The organism is Streptomyces sp. NPDC051322, assembly GCF_040689485.1.
GTDB lineage: Bacteria > Actinomycetota > Actinomycetes > Streptomycetales > Streptomycetaceae > Streptomyces.
This window is the reverse complement of the sequence record NZ_JBFBAK010000003.1, coordinates 538,254-554,663: the sequence shown is the minus strand read 5'-3', so window position 1 is coordinate 554,663 and position 16,410 is coordinate 538,254. Positions and strand designations below refer to the sequence as shown.

The 16,410-nt window shown below is 68.4% G+C and carries 10 protein-coding genes and 2 pseudogenes; 4 read left to right on the top strand and 8 right to left on the bottom strand.

Annotated elements, in window-relative coordinates; all coding sequences use genetic code 11:
* Positions 1–172 precede the first annotated feature (172 nt).
* From AB0436_RS10735 to AB0436_RS10710, 6 genes are all read right to left on the bottom strand, one after another.
* Positions 173–3,451, bottom strand: a complete 3,279-nt coding sequence (locus tag AB0436_RS10735) for a type I restriction endonuclease subunit R (RefSeq protein WP_366467396.1) — start codon at positions 3,449–3,451, stop codon at positions 173–175.
* Positions 3,448–4,647 carry a restriction endonuclease subunit S gene (locus tag AB0436_RS10730; protein ID WP_366467395.1) on the bottom strand — a complete coding sequence of 400 codons (1,200 nt, stop codon included), beginning with the start codon at positions 4,645–4,647 and terminating at the stop codon, positions 3,448–3,450. The genes AB0436_RS10735 and AB0436_RS10730 overlap by 4 nt, the downstream gene beginning before the upstream one ends.
* Complete coding sequence (locus AB0436_RS10725; RefSeq protein ID WP_366467393.1) at positions 4,640–6,274, bottom strand: class I SAM-dependent DNA methyltransferase; 1,635 nt, start codon at positions 6,272–6,274, stop codon at positions 4,640–4,642. The genes AB0436_RS10730 and AB0436_RS10725 overlap by 8 nt, the downstream gene beginning before the upstream one ends.
* Positions 6,261–8,456: a hypothetical protein gene (locus tag AB0436_RS10720; protein WP_366467392.1), complete on the bottom strand. Its 2,196-nt coding sequence runs from the start codon at positions 8,454–8,456 to the stop codon at positions 6,261–6,263. Before AB0436_RS10720 ends, AB0436_RS10725 begins: the two co-directional genes overlap by 14 nt.
* A 613-nt stretch (positions 8,457–9,069) precedes the next feature.
* A complete protein-coding gene (locus AB0436_RS10715) occupies positions 9,070–9,693 on the bottom strand; it encodes an HAD family hydrolase (protein ID WP_366467391.1) in 624 nt (207 codons plus the stop codon).
* Between the two features lie 371 nt (positions 9,694–10,064).
* Positions 10,065–10,631: a TetR/AcrR family transcriptional regulator gene (locus AB0436_RS10710; protein ID WP_366467389.1), complete on the bottom strand. Its 567-nt coding sequence runs from the start codon at positions 10,629–10,631 to the stop codon at positions 10,065–10,067.
* Between the two features lie 149 nt (positions 10,632–10,780).
* On the opposite strand from AB0436_RS10710, the gene AB0436_RS10705 reads away from it, so the two are divergent.
* Entirely contained in the window at positions 10,781–12,250 is a 1,470-nt protein-coding gene (locus tag AB0436_RS10705) for an MFS transporter (protein ID WP_366467388.1), read from the top strand.
* A gap of 28 nt (positions 12,251–12,278) precedes the next feature.
* A pseudogene (locus AB0436_RS10700) lies at positions 12,279–12,485 on the top strand (alpha/beta hydrolase); the annotation flags it as partial.
* Between the two features lie 35 nt (positions 12,486–12,520).
* On the opposite strand, the pseudogene AB0436_RS10695 reads toward AB0436_RS10700, so the two are convergent.
* Positions 12,521–12,640, bottom strand: a pseudogene (locus AB0436_RS10695) (zinc-binding dehydrogenase); the annotation flags it as partial.
* A gap of 126 nt (positions 12,641–12,766) precedes the next feature.
* On the opposite strand from AB0436_RS10695, the gene AB0436_RS10690 reads away from it, so the two are divergent.
* Complete coding sequence (locus AB0436_RS10690; protein ID WP_366467501.1) at positions 12,767–14,185, top strand: DUF234 domain-containing protein; 1,419 nt, start codon at positions 12,767–12,769, stop codon at positions 14,183–14,185.
* Between the two features lie 30 nt (positions 14,186–14,215).
* On the opposite strand, the gene AB0436_RS10685 is transcribed toward AB0436_RS10690, so the two are convergent.
* Complete coding sequence (locus AB0436_RS10685; RefSeq protein WP_366467500.1) at positions 14,216–15,145, bottom strand: NADP-dependent oxidoreductase; 930 nt, start codon at positions 15,143–15,145, stop codon at positions 14,216–14,218.
* A 151-nt stretch (positions 15,146–15,296) separates the two neighbouring features.
* On the opposite strand from AB0436_RS10685, the gene AB0436_RS10680 reads away from it, so the two are divergent.
* Positions 15,297–16,406, top strand: coding sequence for a helix-turn-helix domain-containing protein (locus AB0436_RS10680; protein ID WP_366467387.1), 1,110 nt, complete (start codon positions 15,297–15,299; stop codon positions 16,404–16,406).
* The last annotated feature ends 4 nt before the right edge of the window (positions 16,407–16,410 follow it).

Genomic DNA, 16,410 nt, shown 5'->3' with positions numbered 1-16,410 from the left:
GGCTGCCCGCCGGCCTCGTACTGATCACGGACAGGGCGCGGGCAGTAGGGCCCAAAAAACGTGAACATTTCGCCGCGATGTGTTCACCGCCTACTCAATCGAGCGGGCAGTGAACACATCGGCCTGAACTGTTCACGGATTTACGAGGGGGTGCCCTCCCCACCGCTCAGGTCTACTTCGATGCCCCCGGCGCCCACAGCGCGGCGACGGTCTCCATCTGCCTGAGGACCAGGTCGACGGCCTCCCGCTCCTCCTCCGGCGGGTAGTCGAACATGGCCAGGACTCGGCGGATACGGGTCCGCAGCTTGGCGCGGACCGGTTCGCGGGAGAGCCAGTCGACGGAGAGGTTCTTCCGGATATCGGCGACGAGTGCGCGGGCGATCTTGGCGAGGGTCTCGTCGCCGCCCGCCATCAGCTCGGCCATGTCACGGTGTGCGACAGCGTCGTAGAAGGCTAGCTCGGCGTGGTTGAGCGGGGGGTCGAAGCGCTCACCGCGGCGGGCCTCGTCGGACACCTCCCGGGCCATCGCGGCGAGTTCCGCGATTACCTGGGCGCTGGACAGCTGTTGAAGCATGTAGCGCTTCATCAGGTCGTCCAGCCGCTCGGAGAAGCTTTCGTGCCGGACGACGTTGTGCTTCGTCACCTCTCGCATCTTCTGCTCGATCATGCGGCGCAGGGCCTCCGCGACCAGGTGCGGGGTCTCGGAGTTCTCCAGCTTGCGCAGCTGCGCCTCGTTGAGGCGGGTGATGTCCAGCGGACCGATGCCGGCCTCGTCGTACAGATCGGTGATCTTGTCGGCGTCGACGACGGAGGCGGCGAGCGCTTCCAGGTAGCGCCGGACCTCGGCTGTCAGCGGCTCTCCGGTCGCCTCGCGTTCGGCAGCGTCGAGCTTGACCATCCAGGCCCGGACCTCGCTGAAGAACGAGATGTCCCGCCGCCAGTCCGCCAGTTCTTCGCAGCGCTCCACGATCTCGCGGCTCATCGCGCAGACCCGGAAGAAGCGCTCCAGCCGGGCGGCACTGTCCTTGAAGCGCGTGGACAGCGGGGCCTCACCGGGCTCCACCTTGTTGCCGGGGGTCTTCGGGTCGCGGAGATAGTTGGAGGTCAGCCGCAGAGCGCGCTTGCGTGACTCGGGATGGTGGGTCTCGGCTAGCCGTTCCTTCCAGTGCGAGCCGGCCAGCAGGCCCTTGATGGTGGCGAGTTCGTTCTTGACCTCGGTGATCGCCCGCTCGATGTCCGCACCGAGGGTCTGGTCCTCCTGGTCCTGGCGTGAGTACTCGCGCAGCGCCTTGTTGAGGTTGTCGGTGAGTGGCGCGTAGCCGACGAGGAGCCCGTCCTGCTTGCTGCGAAAGCGGCGGTTGACGCGGGCCAGGGCCTGCATCAGGTTGGCGCCCTGCATGGGGCGGTCCATGTACAGGGTGTGGATGGGCGGCGCGTCGTATCCAGTGAGCAGCATCGAGTGGACGATGAGGAGTTCGAGCTCGTCGTCCACGTCCTTGGCGCGCTTCTGCACGATCTTCTGCTCGCTCTTGCGCAGGGCGTGCTCGCGAAGGTGCTCGAAGTCGGTGCGGTCGCCATGGAAGACGATCTTCATGACACCCTTGGTGACGTCCTGGTCCGCCCATTCCGGGCGCCGCTCCTTCAGAGCGTCGTACACCCGGACGCAGATCTCCCGGGTGGCGCAGACGATCATCGCCTTGCCCGGACCGCCGATGTCGGGCTTCATCAGCTCCCGGCGCTTCTCCCAGTGCGCAATCAGGTCGTCGGCGAGCGTCGCTATGCGGTCGGGTGCGCCGTAAACCGTGTTCATGGTGGCGGCGTACTGCACGGCACGGCGGCGCTCGGCATCGTCCATGCCCTCGGTGAGGGCGTTGGCCTTCGCGTCGATGGACTCGGGGTCCACACCGGGCGGCAGGGAGACGTCGATGACGCGTGGTTCGTGAAAGACCCGGACGGTGGCCTCGTCGTCGACGGCCCGCTTGAGGTCGTAGACGTCGATGTACTCACCGAACACCGCACGGGTGTCCGCGTCGGCCTTGGAGATCGGCGTACCGGTGAAGGCGATGAGCGTGGCGTACGGGAGCGCGTCCCGCAGGTGGCGGGCGTATCCGTCGAGGCTGTCGTAGTGCGAACGGTGCGCCTCGTCCACGACAACCAGGATGTTGCGCCGGTCGGAGAGGAGGGGATGGTCGGCGCCCGCGTCCTTCTCCTCCTTGCTGAGCCCGAACTTCTGCAGTGTGGTGAAGACGATCCCACCGGTGCGGCGGTTGGTCAGCTCGGTACGGAGGTGCTCGCGGGTGGTGACCTGGAGGGGTTCCTGCCCGAGGAGGATCTGGCTGTCCTGGAACGTCTCGTACAGCTGGTCGTCGAGGTCGTTGCGGTCGGTGACGACGACGATCGTCGGGTTGTTCAGGGCCGGGTGCCGGGAGACCAGAGCGGAGGTCTCCACCATCTCCTCGGACTTGCCGGCCCCCTGGGTGTGCCAGACGACACCGGCCTGACCATTGCTGCGGGACGCGGTGACGATCGCGTCCACGGCCTTCGAGACAGCGAAGAACTGGTGCGGCTTGGCGATCCGCTTGCCGGTAGGGGTGAAGTTGACGAAGTTGGCGGTGAGGGAGAGAAACCGGGGCTGCGTGAACAGGCCGTGCAGCGCGAGGTTCAGCGCCTCCAGGCCGTCGTAGTCGGGGGCGTTGGTGTCGACGTGTGCGCCCTCGTGGTCCACGTTCCAGGGGGCGAAGTGCTCGTACGGGGTGAAGACGGTGCCGTACTTGGCGGTGATGCCGTCCGAGACGAGACAGAGGACGTTGTAGCGGAAGGCGATCGGGAACTCGGCGATGTACGTCTGGAGCTGGGCGTGCGCGTCCTTGAGCGTCGCGTTCTCGGCGGCGGCGCTCTTCAACTCGATGACGGCGAGGGGGAGGCCGTTGACGTAGAGGACAACGTCGAAGCGGCGGTGGCGACCGTCGCTGTCGCGGAGGGTGACCTGGTTGACGGCGAGGTAGCTGTTCGTGTCCGACGCGTTGCCGGTGTCGACGGCCGTGCCCGTTCCGGTGCCGGTGAAATCGACCAGGCGGACGGTCGGGGTCTGCTCGGCGCCGAACTCGTCGTTGTAGGTGAAGCGGATACCGGAGGTGAGGTGGGCGTGCGCCTGCTTGTTCTCCGGGTACGCCTCGGTGGAGGCGGGGTCGGTCGCGATCCGGAGAGCCTCCTGAACTGCCGAGGACGGCAGTTCGGGGTTCAGGCGCGCGATCGCTGCGGCCAGCTCATCGTGCAGGATCAGGTCGTCCCAGTCCTTGCGGTGACCAGAGCCCGGGGCGATGTCCTTGCCCTCTTTGACCACCCAGGCGAGCTCGGCAAGCTCATCCATGGCGAGGTTCTCCCAGGTGGACTCGGTCATCTTGCCGTCGTGCTTGGCGGGGACTCTGTCGCTGTCGCTACCGCTGGTCATGTGGCGTCCTCCACAATGCGTTCCGCGTCGCGGACGCGGAGTTTTCCGGACATGAGTTGGGGGAGGAGGGTGTCGCGGAGGGCGGCGAGGGTGTGGGATTCAGCAAGGGCCGCGTCACTTCTAGTCTCGAGCGCATCCAGCCTGGCACGCAGGCTTGGCTGGCGAGACTCGGCGGGAAGCAGAATTTCAAGGTCCTCAAGTTGAGAACGTCTGAGTTCGGTCTGCCCGGTGCTGCCTACACCCATTGCCTCGATCTCGGGTTGCGCTCGGAGAAGAGCGAATCCTCCACACACCAGGTCGACCTTTTCAGGGGCGAGTCGGACGATAGTCACGTGGGAGTCAACCGTTGCTTCTTTAGAATCCATCCAGCGGGCAACACGGCCCAGCGTCCCAACTCCGGTTGAATTGATGAGCACGTCGTGCGGAATAAGGCGCTTCGTTTTCGGCACCTTGTCGCCGAGTGTCTTCCGCGACGGGGCGAGAATGATGCGCCCATCCCTGATGCATTTCTGATTCAGCACCGTAAGCTCTTCCGCATCATCCGAATACTTGGGCGCCACGCCGCGGGTCAACAGCGAGACCACTGCGCCGAGTCGCGCTTCGGATGCTTCACCGGATTCGACGGCCAGGGCGTATTCGGTCAGCCCCAGGGCGCGGGATGTAACCGCGATGCGCTCGTTGACCGCGATCTTGTCGTCCAGCGCCTCGAGCAAAGCGACGGCGCGAACTTGCTCTTCAATCAGCTCAGGGACTGGAATGGTGATCTTGGCGATCAGTTCCGTCTGCAGCCTCCCAGTTCCGTGTCCAGCTTCGTCAACCAATGCAAGGATCTCGTCAGTTTTTGCCCTGATAGCATACGCAAGAAACGGCGGGTGAATGCCAGGGGCAGGAATCAGCGCCTTGCAGTCCTGTCCGAACGCGACCGTCCGGCGAGTAATGCCCATCCTGAGCTCGGATTTCAGACTCATACCACGCACGATAATGAGGACTGTATCTTTCGGCACGAGACGAGTCCCGTTGGCAGCACCCAACTCCGTGACATTTCGGTCAGAGGAATCGACATAAAAGTCCTTTAGGCTCGCAGCCGAGATCCACGGGATATCACCGCCCCAAAAGCTAGGTTCAGAGGTCCTAGGCGTGCCGCCCGAGTGCCATGATGCAGCCCGGGCCAGTGAAATTTGAGCCCACTCAGCCATTTGTCCTCCCCAACTGCTCGCGCAGGGTGGCGTCGAGCTGAGCAGACTCGTCAAGATGCACGAGAAGTTCTTTCGTCAACCGTGTAATTCGCACGTCGATCGGCTCCGCGTCCGGATCGTCCTTGATTTCCGCCGCCCCCACATACCGCACCGGCGTGAGCGCATACTCGTGCTTCTCGATCTCCTCCAGCGTCGCGCTGTAGCAGAACCCGGCCACGTCCTCGTACGAAAGTCCCTTGTCCTTCGCCGACTTCGTGCCCCGCCACGCGTGGTACGTGTCGGAGATCTTCCCCAAGTCCTCCTCCGTAAGGATGCGCTCCGTACGATCGAGCATCGTCCCCATAGCCCGCGCGTCGATGAACAGCACCCTGCTCCGCCGGTCCTCCAGCGCCTTCGACCCCTGCGGCGACTTGTCCTTCGTCAGGAACCACAGGCACGCCGGAATCGCCGTCGTCCGAAACAAGTTCCCCGGCAAAGCCACCATGCACGCCACCAGGTCTGCCTCGACCAGCGCCGCCCGGATCTCCCCCTCCCCCGACTGCTTCGACGACATGGAACCGTTCGACAGCACAACCCCCGCGCTCCCCCGGTCCCCCAGCTTCGACACGATGTGCTGCAGCCACGCATAGTTCGCGTTGGACTGCGGCGGAGTCCCGTAGCGCCACCGCGAGTCGCCGACCACCCGTGCCCAGTCGGACATGTTGAACGGCGGGTTGGCCATGACGAAGTCGGCCTTGAGGTCGGGCAGCTTGTCGTCGGCGAAGGTGTCTGCCCACCGCTCGCCGACCCCCTTGGGGTCCATGCCGTGAATGGCGAGGTTCATCTTGGCCAGGCGCCATGTCCGCTCGTTGGCCTCCTGGCCGTACACCGCGAGGTCGTGCGTGTGGTCCTTGCCGCGTCGGCTGATGACGAACTTGCCCGACTGCACGAACATGCCGCCCGAGCCGCACGCCGGGTCGTACACCCGCCCCTCGTACGGCTCCAGCACCTCCACCAGCAGCCGCACCACGCTCGCCGGTGTGTAGAACTCGCCGGCCCGCTTGCCCTCTGCTCGGGCGAACCGCTCCAGGAAGTACTCATAGACCTCACCGAGCACATCCTGTGCCGGGCGGTCGCCGTGCCCGGTGAAGCGGGCGTCGCTGATGAGGTCGACCAGTTCCTTCAGCCGCTTCTGGTCGACGTTGTCGCGGTTGAAGATCTTCGGCAGGACACCGGTGAGGGTCTTGTTGGCCTTCATCACCTCGTCCATCGCCTCGTCGAGGAGCTTTCCGATACCCCCCTCCGCGCTGCTCGCGTTCTCCGCGATGTGGTCCCAGCGTGCGGTGGCCGGCACCCAAAAGACGTTCTCGTTGGTGTACTCATCCTTCTCCTCCAGGAACGCCGCCCGCCGGTGCTCCGGAATCGCCGCCAACTCGGGGTCGGCGGCCAGCTCTTCCCGCCGCTCGGTGAACGCGTCGGACACGTACTTCAGGAACACCAGCCCCAGCACGAACTCCTTGTACTGGGCTGCGTCCATCGAGCCACGGAGCTTGTCCGCAGCCTTCCACAGGATGTCCTGGATCTCCTTGGTACTGGAGACGCCGGGCAGTTCGTCCTGTCCGGCTGCGGCTCGCTTACGCGGGGGCATCGTTCCTTCTTCCTGGTGACGGCGTGCGGTAGTCGGTCGGAATGTGGTCAAGGGTGAGCGTGCCGTCGGCGAGGCCGGCGACCGTCAGTCGCCGTGCCTCGTCGAGCGCGTCCTCCTGCGCCCGCAGCATCCGCTCCCGGTGCTCGGTCTCGGCCAGCAGGGCGTCGAAGCGCTCGACGTCCTCCGGGTCCAGGTCGGGCAGTTGGTAGTCCTCGATACGGCGGGCAGCGCGCACCGCGCTGGGGCTGCGGCCGGTATTGCGGGCGGCGCCGAGCAGCGCGGCCAATACGCGCGGGGTCAGCGGGCGGACGGCCCCGGCGTTGACGCGGAGCGCCCGTGCCGGGAACGCGACGACGCTGAAGCCCGCATGGTCGACGTACAGCCCGAGTTGCGGCGCCAGCGTGTAGACGACGTCACCCGGTTCGGTGAGCGCCACCCGCTCGTACGCGGCGGCCAGCACCATTCGGTCCATCCGCCGCGCTCCGACGGCGCCGCTGCCGGTGATCTCCTCGGGTCCGAGCACGGTGTGGTGTCCGTCCGGGATGACGTGCTGCCCGTCGATGCGGTGGCCCGGGAGCCTGGCGACCCGGCCTTCGGCGATCAGCGCGCACAGCGTGGTGCGCCGGGGCATCCGCCCCATGCGGCGCAGAATGCCACCGCGGTACGGGCCGTGCTCCTCGCCGTACGACCGAGAAGCCTCTGCCGCACGTGCCAGGCTCGCTTCGGCCTCGGCGATGAGCGCGGGGCGCTCGGTGACCGTACGGGACCAGATCGCGGAGGCCGGTGGCGCGGACGGGGTCAGCGGGCCGCCGAAGTCGCGGTCCAGTTCGGCGACGGTCACCGCGCGCCCGTAGCGGGGGTCGTGGCCGTCGAGGGCGCGGAAGCCTTCGGCGCGCCAGAGGAGTACGTCCTCGGCCAGCCGGCCCCGTACCCCTTCGGTCAGGGGCTCGGCGCTGATGTCGGCCAGTAAAACCTTGCCTTCCGCCGCCGGGACCGCGCCACGGGTGAGGACCCACAGGGCCGGCCGGTAACCGGGGCGGTAGGGCAGCACGCCACCGGGAAGGGAGATGACGGCCTCGACGACGTTGCTGCGCAGCAGAGCAGACCGCAGCTGCGATTCCTCTGTGCCCTTCAGCTTGTCGACCAGGGCATCGGCCGGGCCCAGTACGAGCGCCGTGCAGCCGGGGCCGAGCAGGTCGGCGATGCGCTCGACGCCTTCCAGGGCGGCGAGTACCGAGCGGTCCTCGCCGGGACGGTACGGGAGCTGGGTGACGACCAGGTCGGGGTCCGCGAGGCGTTCTTCCAGGTCGTGACCGGTCTGAACGTCGAGAGCCAGCTCGTCGACACCGGCCAGCAACAGTCGGCGCCGGACGACACGGGCCAGCCACGTGTCAGGGTCGGCGGCCAGCACGGTGACCTGCTCGCAGTCGTCCGCCTCCCTCAGCAGCCCGGCGAGCAGGTCGCCCACACCGGCATGCGGATCGGCCAGGGTGACGGATTCGCCTCGCTCCAGCCGGGCGCGGAGATCGGTCAGCTGGATGAGGAGAGCCTGGAGCCCCGGGGCCACGGCATCGGCCGCCAGAGCGTCGAGTCCCAGCCGGAAGCGGGATGCAAGGAGCCACTCATAGGCGCCGCGCTCGTCGTAAGCGGCTTCGACGAGGTCTTCGGCGAGCCGGACGAGCGGCGCCGCAACGGCACCGGCGGAGCGTAGTTCGCGCAGCACGAACTCGTCCTCGGCGTCGATGCGCTCGGCCCGGTGCAGCACGGCGGCCCACAGTTCCTGGTCATCATCCGGGGTCCGGCCGACACGGTCCGCGACGGATGCGGCCAGGGGACGGTTGTCGAGCTTCCGCAGACAGAGCAGGCTGCCGAGGACTTCGACCAGCTGCCGGGCACTGAAGTGTTCTCGTTGTGCGGCGATGCCGAAGAGCGCGATCTCCGGCCGGAGAACAGCGGGATCGGCATTGCCCAGGCCCGTCATGATCAGCCACTCGGCCACCTGCCCGCCATCGAACAGCGGTCGGCTGACGCTCGCCGTGACCGGGCCCGGGAAGTCCCGGTGCCGACGGCGCCAGGTGGAGACCACCGGGCGCTTCACCTGCGCGAGAGTGGCGATCTCGGACATCGAGACGAGCGGCGCGGCTGCCAGGGAGTGCGCTGCGCGCGACACGGAATCCGACATCTTGGACATGATGGGGCTCCCCTCCCTCGCGGTCTCCAGGTGCTGGTGGCGGTGCATGTGCACTCTACGACCGAAGGAGAAGGGCAAGTCGGCGAATGTTCGATAACCCTGGTTATCAGAGAGATGAGCTAGTTAAGCGCATCGCAGCTCAGGCCGTCGGCAACGGGACCCGGCGAAGCCCGGTAGGCCGCGCCAGCTCGTCGTCTCGGAAGTCCGCCACCTCGTGGCAGACCTGGCTCGTCACGAAGTGCCCCAGGGGAACGCAAAGGTCTATCCGCTGGATACACACGCCGACCATGAACGGCCCATCCTTCGCGCGGTAGAGCCGCACGCCGTAGTAGGCCTCTTCCATGGCGGAGGCGACGGACAGACGGGGACCGCGTGGGGGCACCTGCTCATGGCGCACTCATGCGTACAGCTCCCTCTCGATGGCGGAGACAACCGCCGGCCACGGGCTCGGCACGGTCACGCCTGATGCGGTTCGCCTCGGCATCAGTGCCTTGGTCCGCCAGTCGTGCGACTACTGGTCGCGCACCGAAGCGCTCAACGGTGTAGCGGCTGTAGGCACGGGACAGCCGCTCGGCGAGGTAGTCAGCGAGGCTGGGTACGACGGTCAGCGCTCTCCAGCGTTGAACTTGGCGATCTTCTCCGGCAGCTCCGCCAGCGAGTCGATCCGCATCGTCGTGATCACATCAGCCTCCGGATCACGCCGCTGAATCGTGCCCCAGGGCCCACGCCGGATCAGGGCTGTCAGCAGCCCCGCCTGCACGGCCGGACGGATGTCGTTGTCGAGCCGGTCCCCGACGTAGAGGATCTCGCCCGGCTCGGCAGGCGTCGTCTCTACGACGTGTTCGAAGAAGGCCACGTCCGGCTTCGATGCACCCCAGTCGTCACTGGTGGCGATCAGATCGGACGGCAGGTCCAGACCGCGCAGTAGCCCACCGGCCCGCACCGTCTGATTCCCAGCTATACCCACCCACAGCCCGGCCTCACGCAGCGCCGTCAGGGTCGGCCGCACATCGGCGCAAAGGTCGTCTTCACCGAACCATTCGGGCTTCCCAGCGGCCGCGCGCTTCTCGCGCTCCTCAGCCAGATTGAAGCCGGGCTGGAACTCCTGAAAAGTCTCCCGGTAGTCCCGCCCCTGTGCGATGACCGCCCCGAACATGACCGCGAACGTATGCCGCGGCACCCCCAGCCAGTCCGCCCAGGTCCCGTACTCCCGGGGCACTTTTCGCACGGCACCGACAGGCTGTCACGCGCCTTGCGCGCCTCCGCGCTGACTGGTCGGCGCGCCGCACACCTCCCACCCGGTCACCGGGATCGACTCAAGGGGCGTGGCGGGGACCATCCGAACCGGTGCACCATCGTTGGCGTTCGTTCTCCGAGTTCCCTCAGCCCGAGTAGTACGCGAACCGCATCATGCCGCTGTGGCCACGCTAAGTGCCTCCATGGGGCAGAGCCATCCGGCGCGAAGAAGGGGGCGAGAAGGTCGAACGAAGCCTCGCCGTAGGCGTGCAGGGTGAACGTCGCCGGCTTCCGGGCACCCACCCGCACCTCACGGAGCCCGGGCACCGCGTCCGAGGGCCGACCCCGGTGACCGGGCCGAGGTCACAGCAATCGGTCGACCAGTCCGTCGACGTACTCCGGGGTGAGCGGGCCGATGCCGAGCAGGACGCGGACGTACATCGGGGCCATCACGTGGTCCAGCACGCCGAGCGCGTCGGGTGCGTCCTCGCCGCGTTCGCCGGCGCGATCGAGCATGGACTGCAGTTTTTGGTTGCGTTCGGCGAGGAAGTCGGCACGTGCCTGCAGGCCCTGCTGACCGTTGCTCGACAGGGTGACGGCCAGGCGCAGCACCGCCAGGCCGTCGGGTCCGGTGATCACGCGGGCCACTTGGGCCGCGTAAGCGCGCAGGTCGCCTTCCAGACTCCCGGTGTCGGGCATCGGCGACAGTGCGTTGAGCCGGGTGAGCGCCACGTCGGTGAGCAGGGCGTCCAGGTTGCCCCACCGGCGGTAGATGCTGCTGTCGGCCACGCCCGCGCGGGCTGCGACCTCGCCGACGGTGAACTTGCCGTAGCCGCGCTCACTCACCAGGTCGGTGACGGCCTGGTGCACCGCCGCGCGGACGCGGGCGCCGCGCCCGCCGGGTCGCCGGGCTTGCTGTCGCTCGTTCATGCGCCCACCTTAACGCAGTTATTACTTGCGTTTATGAAGCGACCCCCTTACAGTCTCCTAACGCAGCCATTGGCTGCTTTAGCGCGTCCGGGGCCCGACCCTGTCGGCCGTGGAGAGGCGCAACCACCGATCGAGGGGAAGAATTCTTCATGGCTGGATCGCCTGCGGCCGTAGGCAGTCGACCGAACCGGGCCGTGCTGCTCACGGTGACCTGCCTCGGCCAATTCATGGTGCTGCTCGACAACACGATCGTCGGAGCAGCACTGCCCGACATGCAGCTCCGGCTGCACACTCAACTGACCGGTCTGCAATGGATCGTTGACGCGTACGTGCTGCTGGTCGCCATGCTGCTGCTGTCCGGCGGAGTCTTCGCCGACCGGTTCGGCCGCAAGCGGGTGTACCTGACCGGTGCGGTGGTGTTCACCGCCGCATCGGCGCTCTGCAGCCTCGCGCCCTCTGTCGGATGGCTGATCGCCGGCCGGGCGCTGCAGGGCATCGGGGCCTCGGCGCTGAGCCCCGCATCGCTGGCCCTGCTCGCCGCCGCCTGCCCCGTACCTCAGGAACGCATCAAGGCGATCGGCCTGTGGGCCGGATTCAGCGGAATCGGCCTGGCCGTAGGCCCCGTGGCCGGTGGCGTACTGACCGATGCCTTCGGCTGGCCCGCCATCTTCCTGGTCAATCTGCCCATCGGTGCGATCCTGCTGCTGGTCGGCCTGCGCCACCTCGACGAGTCCCGCAGTCCGAACGCCCCGGCGATCGACATCCCGGGGACCGTGCTGTCCATTCTGGCGGTGGGGGCGCTGACCTACGGACTGATCGAGGGCGGCGCCCGCGGCTGGACCACACCGGTCGTCCTGGGAAGTTTCGCCGCCGCGGCGATTCTTCTCGCCGCCTTCGTCGCCGTGGAAGCGCGTCGCTCCGCACCGATGCTGCCGCTGCGGCTGTTCCGTCAGCGGCTGTTCACCGTGTCCAACACCGCAATGATCGTGGTGGGGTTCGCGCTCATGGGCTCGTCGTTCTTCTTCTCCCAGTTCTTCGTGTACGTCCAGGGCAGCTCGATCCTGCGCGCCGGCCTGCAGACCCTCCCCGTCTCCCTCGGCATGGTGATCGTCAGCCCGTTCGCGGGCCGGCTCGCCGCCCGGTACGGCTTCCGCATCGTGGTCACCATCGGCCTGGCCCTGGCCGGAGGGGGGCTCCTTGCGCTGGGCCTGGTGCACGCCGACACCGGTTACGGGAACGTGTGGTGGCGGCTGGCAGTCGTCGGCATCGGCTTCGCCTTGACCATGTCTCCGCTGACAGGCGCCACCATCCAAGCGGTCAGCTCGCAGGAGGGCGGCCTCGCCTCCGGCATCAGCAGCACCACCCGGCAGATCGGCGCGGTGCTCGGCGTGGCGGTGCTCGGAGCCGTCGTCCGCACCCGGCAGTCCGGCGGCGCCTCCTTCGAGGCCGGCCTCAACAGCGCCTTCCTCGCCGCCGGCGCCGTCACCATGGTCACCGCCGCCTTCACCGGCCTGTGGCTGGCGAGGTCCAAGCCCACGAACGGCTCGGCGGTGCCGCACCGCTCCACCGGTCCGGACGCGGTCGGCACGCCGGACGAGGCGACCGCGAACACCCGTTGACAACGACAACCAGAAATTGAGCAGATAGATGTCCGCCTGGTGCCCCGTCGACCTCGACGTCAGCGCCTACTGTGCCGAGCCCGAGATGGCCACGGTCGACGCCACCGGACTGGCGTCGGCGATGGTCGGCAACCCCGCCGAACTCGGGCTGCTGCGCTCCAACTTCCGCACCGCCGACCCCGGGACCCTCGCGGCCTTCAAGGCGGCCTTCCTCTCCGACGGGACGGATGAGGAGCCACTGCTGCGGCCGACCGGGCAGCATGATCCGTCTCAGCGCACGGTGATGACCAGCTTCCCCCTGGTGCGGCCCGTCTCCCCCAGGACGTGGGCCCGGGCGCCCTCGGCGAGGGGGAAGGTGCCGGAGGCGCGGGCGCGCACCTGGTCAGCGCCGGTATCCACGGGCCACCTTGGACGCGGCGTGCGTGAATTGAACTAACATCAATGTTAGCAACGTTGATGTTAGTAACATCAACGTTAGTTTATGGCGGAGCGGGCCTCGTGACTGGAGAACGTCGGATGGTGGACTTCGTAGGCAGGCAGGACGAGCTCCGGACCCTCGACAGCGAGCTCAGCAAGGTGATCGCGGGTGTCGGCGGACAGCGCCCCGGACGTTGCGTGATGCTGCGGGGGCGGCGGCGGGTGGGCAAGTCACGTCTGGTGGAACGGTTCGCCGAGAAGTCAGGCGCGCCTTTTCTCTTCTACGCCGCCACAGGTGCATCGGTCGAGGGGGACCTGGAACGGCTCGGCCGGGACGCGCGGTCCTCCAGCCTTCCATCGGCGAGCCTGCTGTCAGCAGCCCGACCGGTGAGCTGGGATGCCGCCTTCGATGTACTGGCGGCGGCCCTGCCAGGTGACCGGGCGAGCATCGTGGTCATGGACGAGATGCCCTACCTGATGGACGACGAGGGTGCTTTCGAGGGCATCCTGCAGCGGGCGTGGGACCGGGCGATGGAAACCAAACCGGTTCTGCTTGTCCTGATCGGATCCGATCTGTCGATGATGGAGGCGCTCAACAGTTACGGACGTCCGTTCCACCAGCGGGGGCGGGAGATGGTGCTGGGCCCTCTCAACCCGGCCGAGGTGGGCGCCATGCTCGGCCTCGATCCCGCCGGCGCCTTCGACGCGGCCCTCATCACCGGGGGACTGCCGCTCATCTGCGCCGAGTGGAGCCATGGCGCCGGAATGTGGGACTTCCTGAAGGAAGCACTTCGGGATCCGGTCTCGGCCCTGCTCGTGTCGGCGGAGCGCTCGCTCGCTGCGGAGTTCCCCCAGCGGGCCCAGGCCCGGACCGTGCTGTCGGCGATCGGCAGCGGCGAACGGACGTTCTCCAACATTGCCCGCAGCGCCGGCGGTATAGGACCCACCCCCCTCCAGCGGTCGCTCGCCGTCCTCGCGGACAAACGCATGATCGCGGCTGAGCTGCCCCTGTCGACGCGGCCCTCGAAGGAACGTCGCTACCGGGTCGCCGATCCGTACCTGCGCTTCTGGCTGAAGCTCCTCGGCCCGGCCATGGAGGAGATCGAGCGCGGCCGGGGCGACCTGACGCTGGAGCGCATCCGCGCCAACTGGACCAGTTGGCGCGGCCGGGCCGTCGAGCCCCTGGTACGCGAGGCGCTGGCCCGGCTGCTTCCCGACTCGACGCTCAACGCCGCTCCGGCCATCGGCGGTTACTGGACCAGGACCAATGACGTGGAGATCGACATCGTCGGAGCCGACCGCGCTCCGATCGCGAAGGAGCTGCTGTTCGTCGGTTCGGTGAAGTGGCTGGAGAACTCACCGTTCGACCAGCACGACCTCTCGGCTCTGCACCGGCACCGCGCCATGCTCACGTCCGAGCCCTTGCCCCTGGTCGCCGTCTCGCGCAGCGGAACAGCCTGCAGGGGGATCGATGCCGCGTACGGTCCTGCGGATCTCCTCGCCGCGTGGTCTTCCTGAAGCCGACGAGCGCGGGCAGCATGATCCGTCTCAGCGCACGGTGATGACCAGCTTCCCCGTGGTGCGGCCCGTCTCCCCCAGGGTGTGGGCCCGGGCGCCCTCGGCGAGGGGGAAGGTGCCAAAGACGTGGGCACGGAGCCTGCCCCGGGCGACGAGCTCGGCGACGGCGCGCATCCCGGCCTGGTCGTGCTCGACGAGCAGGTTGACGGCGCTGACCTGCGCCTTCTCCGCCGCGGCCTGGGTGTCGTCGGCGCCGGGCAGCAGGGAGACGAGGATGCCGCCGGGGCGGAGTACGCCCACGGAACGGGTGGCGTTCTCGCCGCCGAGGGCGTCAAGGACGACGTCGTAGGGCTCCCCGGTGTCGGCGAAGTCCTCGGAGCGGTAATCGATGCAGGCATCCGCGCCGAGCTCACGCAGGAAGTCGTGCTTGGGGGCGCTCGCCGTCCCGGTGACGTGGGCGCCGCGCTCCTTGGCGATCTGTACGGCGAGATGGCCGACACCGCCGGCCGCTGCGTGGATCAGCACCCGCTGCCCGGCACGGAGGTCCGCGGTCTCGACGAGAGCCTGCCAGGCGGTGAGCGCGGCCAGCGGCAGAGCGGCCGCGTGGACGTGGTCGATACCGGCGGGCTTGGCGGCGAAGGCGCGGGTGGGGCCGGTCACGTATTCGGCGTGGGAGCCGGCCCCGTACGGGTAGGGCAGCATCCCGAACACCTCGTCACCGGGCCGGAAGAGGGTGACGCCGAAGCCGGTCTCCACCACGGTGCCGGAGACGTCCCAGCCGAGGGTCAGCGGCGGGGGCGGCAGAAAGACGCTGAGGGCACGGTGCTTGAAGTCCGTGGGGTTCAGCCCCGCCGCGTGCACCGCGACGAGGATCTCGCCGGGGCCGGGCGCGGGCCGCGGAAGCTCGGTCAGGTGCAGCACATCGGGGCCGCCGAGGACCGTCTGGTGCAGGGCGAGCATCACGGGGGCGCCGGCCGGAGCGTCATCCGGGGCGGCGGAGTTGCGGGAGGTGGGGTTCGCGGAGTTGTCCGTAGAGGTCATACGCCGATCCTCGCCGTACGGTCCGAGCCAGGACGATGGCAGGAACGTCATTGTCCGATACATTCCTGCCATGCTCATCGACCTTGCCGCCCGCGCGGCCGAACTGGACCGCCTGATGCGCCCGGCCCCACGGCCCGGCGCCCACAAGGTCGTCGTCCTCGCCCTCGACGGCGTCTACCCCTTCGAACTCGGCATCCCGCACCGGGTCATGGGGTCAGCCGACGGCCGTTACGAGGTGCTGTCGGCGAGCGTGGACGGGCAGCCCGTGCGCACCGACTCGGACCTCACCGTCACCCCCGGGCACGGCCTCGAGGTGCTGGCCGGGGCGGACACCGTGGTCATCCCCCCGTACGCCATCACCGCGGCCTCGGCCGCCGCCCCTGACCCGCGGGCTGTCGCCGCGCTGTCCCGCGTCCGCCCCGGCACCCGGCTGGTGTCCATCTGCACCGGCGCCTTCCTGCTGGCCGCCGCCGGTCTGCTGGACGGGCGGCGGGCCACCACCCACTGGGCGCTCACCGACCACTTCCGGGAGCTGTTCCCCAGGGTCGAGCTCGACGCCGGTGTGCTCTTCGTCGACCACGGTGACGTGCTGACCTCCGCGGGGGCGGCGAGCGGTGTCGACGTCTGCCTGCACCTGGTGCGCCAGGACCACGGCAGCGAGGTGGCCAACCAGGTGGCCCGCCGCTGCGTCGTGCCGCCGTACCGGGACGGCGGGCAGGCGCAGTACATCGAGAGGCCACTGCCGCCCGCGAGCGGAACCGGCACCGGGCCGACCCGCGACTGGGCGCTGCAGCGGCTGGAGTTGCCCCTGTCGCTGGACGAGCTGGCCGCGCACGCGGCGATGAGCAGCCGTACCTTCGCCCGGCGCTTCCGGGAGGAGACCGGTCTGAGCCCCGGCCGCTGGCTCACCCAGCAACGGCTGCGGCGGGCGCGGCACCTGCTGGAGTCCAGCGACCTGCCGGTGGAACGGGTCGCCCACGAGGTCGGCTTCGCCACCGCCACCTCGCTGCGGCGGCACCTGGCGGCGGAGGCGGGGGTCGCCCCGTCGGCCTACCGACGCACTTTCCGGGCCTCCGGTCCGACCTCAGGCGACGTCGGAGAAGCATCAGGACCTGGGGCCGAGGCGCACCGGCTCAACGGTCTGCCGCCTGCACGGACAGCGGGCCGCACCATGCACTGACGTC

Bases quoted from the DNA above. Each gene is read 5' to 3' on its own strand.
- AB0436_RS10735 (WP_366467396.1), bottom strand. From the start codon at position 3,451: ATGACCAGCGGTAGCGACAGCGACAGAGTCCCCGCCAAGCACGACGGC.
- AB0436_RS10710 (WP_366467389.1), bottom strand. From the start codon at position 10,631: ATGAACGAGCGACAGCAAGCCCGGCGACCCGGCGGGCGCGGCGCCCGC.
- AB0436_RS10690 (WP_366467501.1), top strand. From the start codon at position 12,767: ATGGTGGACTTCGTAGGCAGGCAGGACGAGCTCCGGACCCTCGACAGC.
- AB0436_RS10720 (WP_366467392.1), bottom strand. From the start codon at position 8,456: ATGTCGGATTCCGTGTCGCGCGCAGCGCACTCCCTGGCAGCCGCGCCG.
- AB0436_RS10680 (WP_366467387.1), top strand. From the start codon at position 15,297: ATGCTCATCGACCTTGCCGCCCGCGCGGCCGAACTGGACCGCCTGATG.
- AB0436_RS10730 (WP_366467395.1), bottom strand. From the start codon at position 4,647: ATGGCTGAGTGGGCTCAAATTTCACTGGCCCGGGCTGCATCATGGCAC.
- AB0436_RS10725 (WP_366467393.1), bottom strand. From the start codon at position 6,274: ATGCCCCCGCGTAAGCGAGCCGCAGCCGGACAGGACGAACTGCCCGGC.
- AB0436_RS10705 (WP_366467388.1), top strand. From the start codon at position 10,781: ATGGCTGGATCGCCTGCGGCCGTAGGCAGTCGACCGAACCGGGCCGTG.
- AB0436_RS10685 (WP_366467500.1), bottom strand. From the start codon at position 15,145: ATGCTCGCCCTGCACCAGACGGTCCTCGGCGGCCCCGATGTGCTGCAC.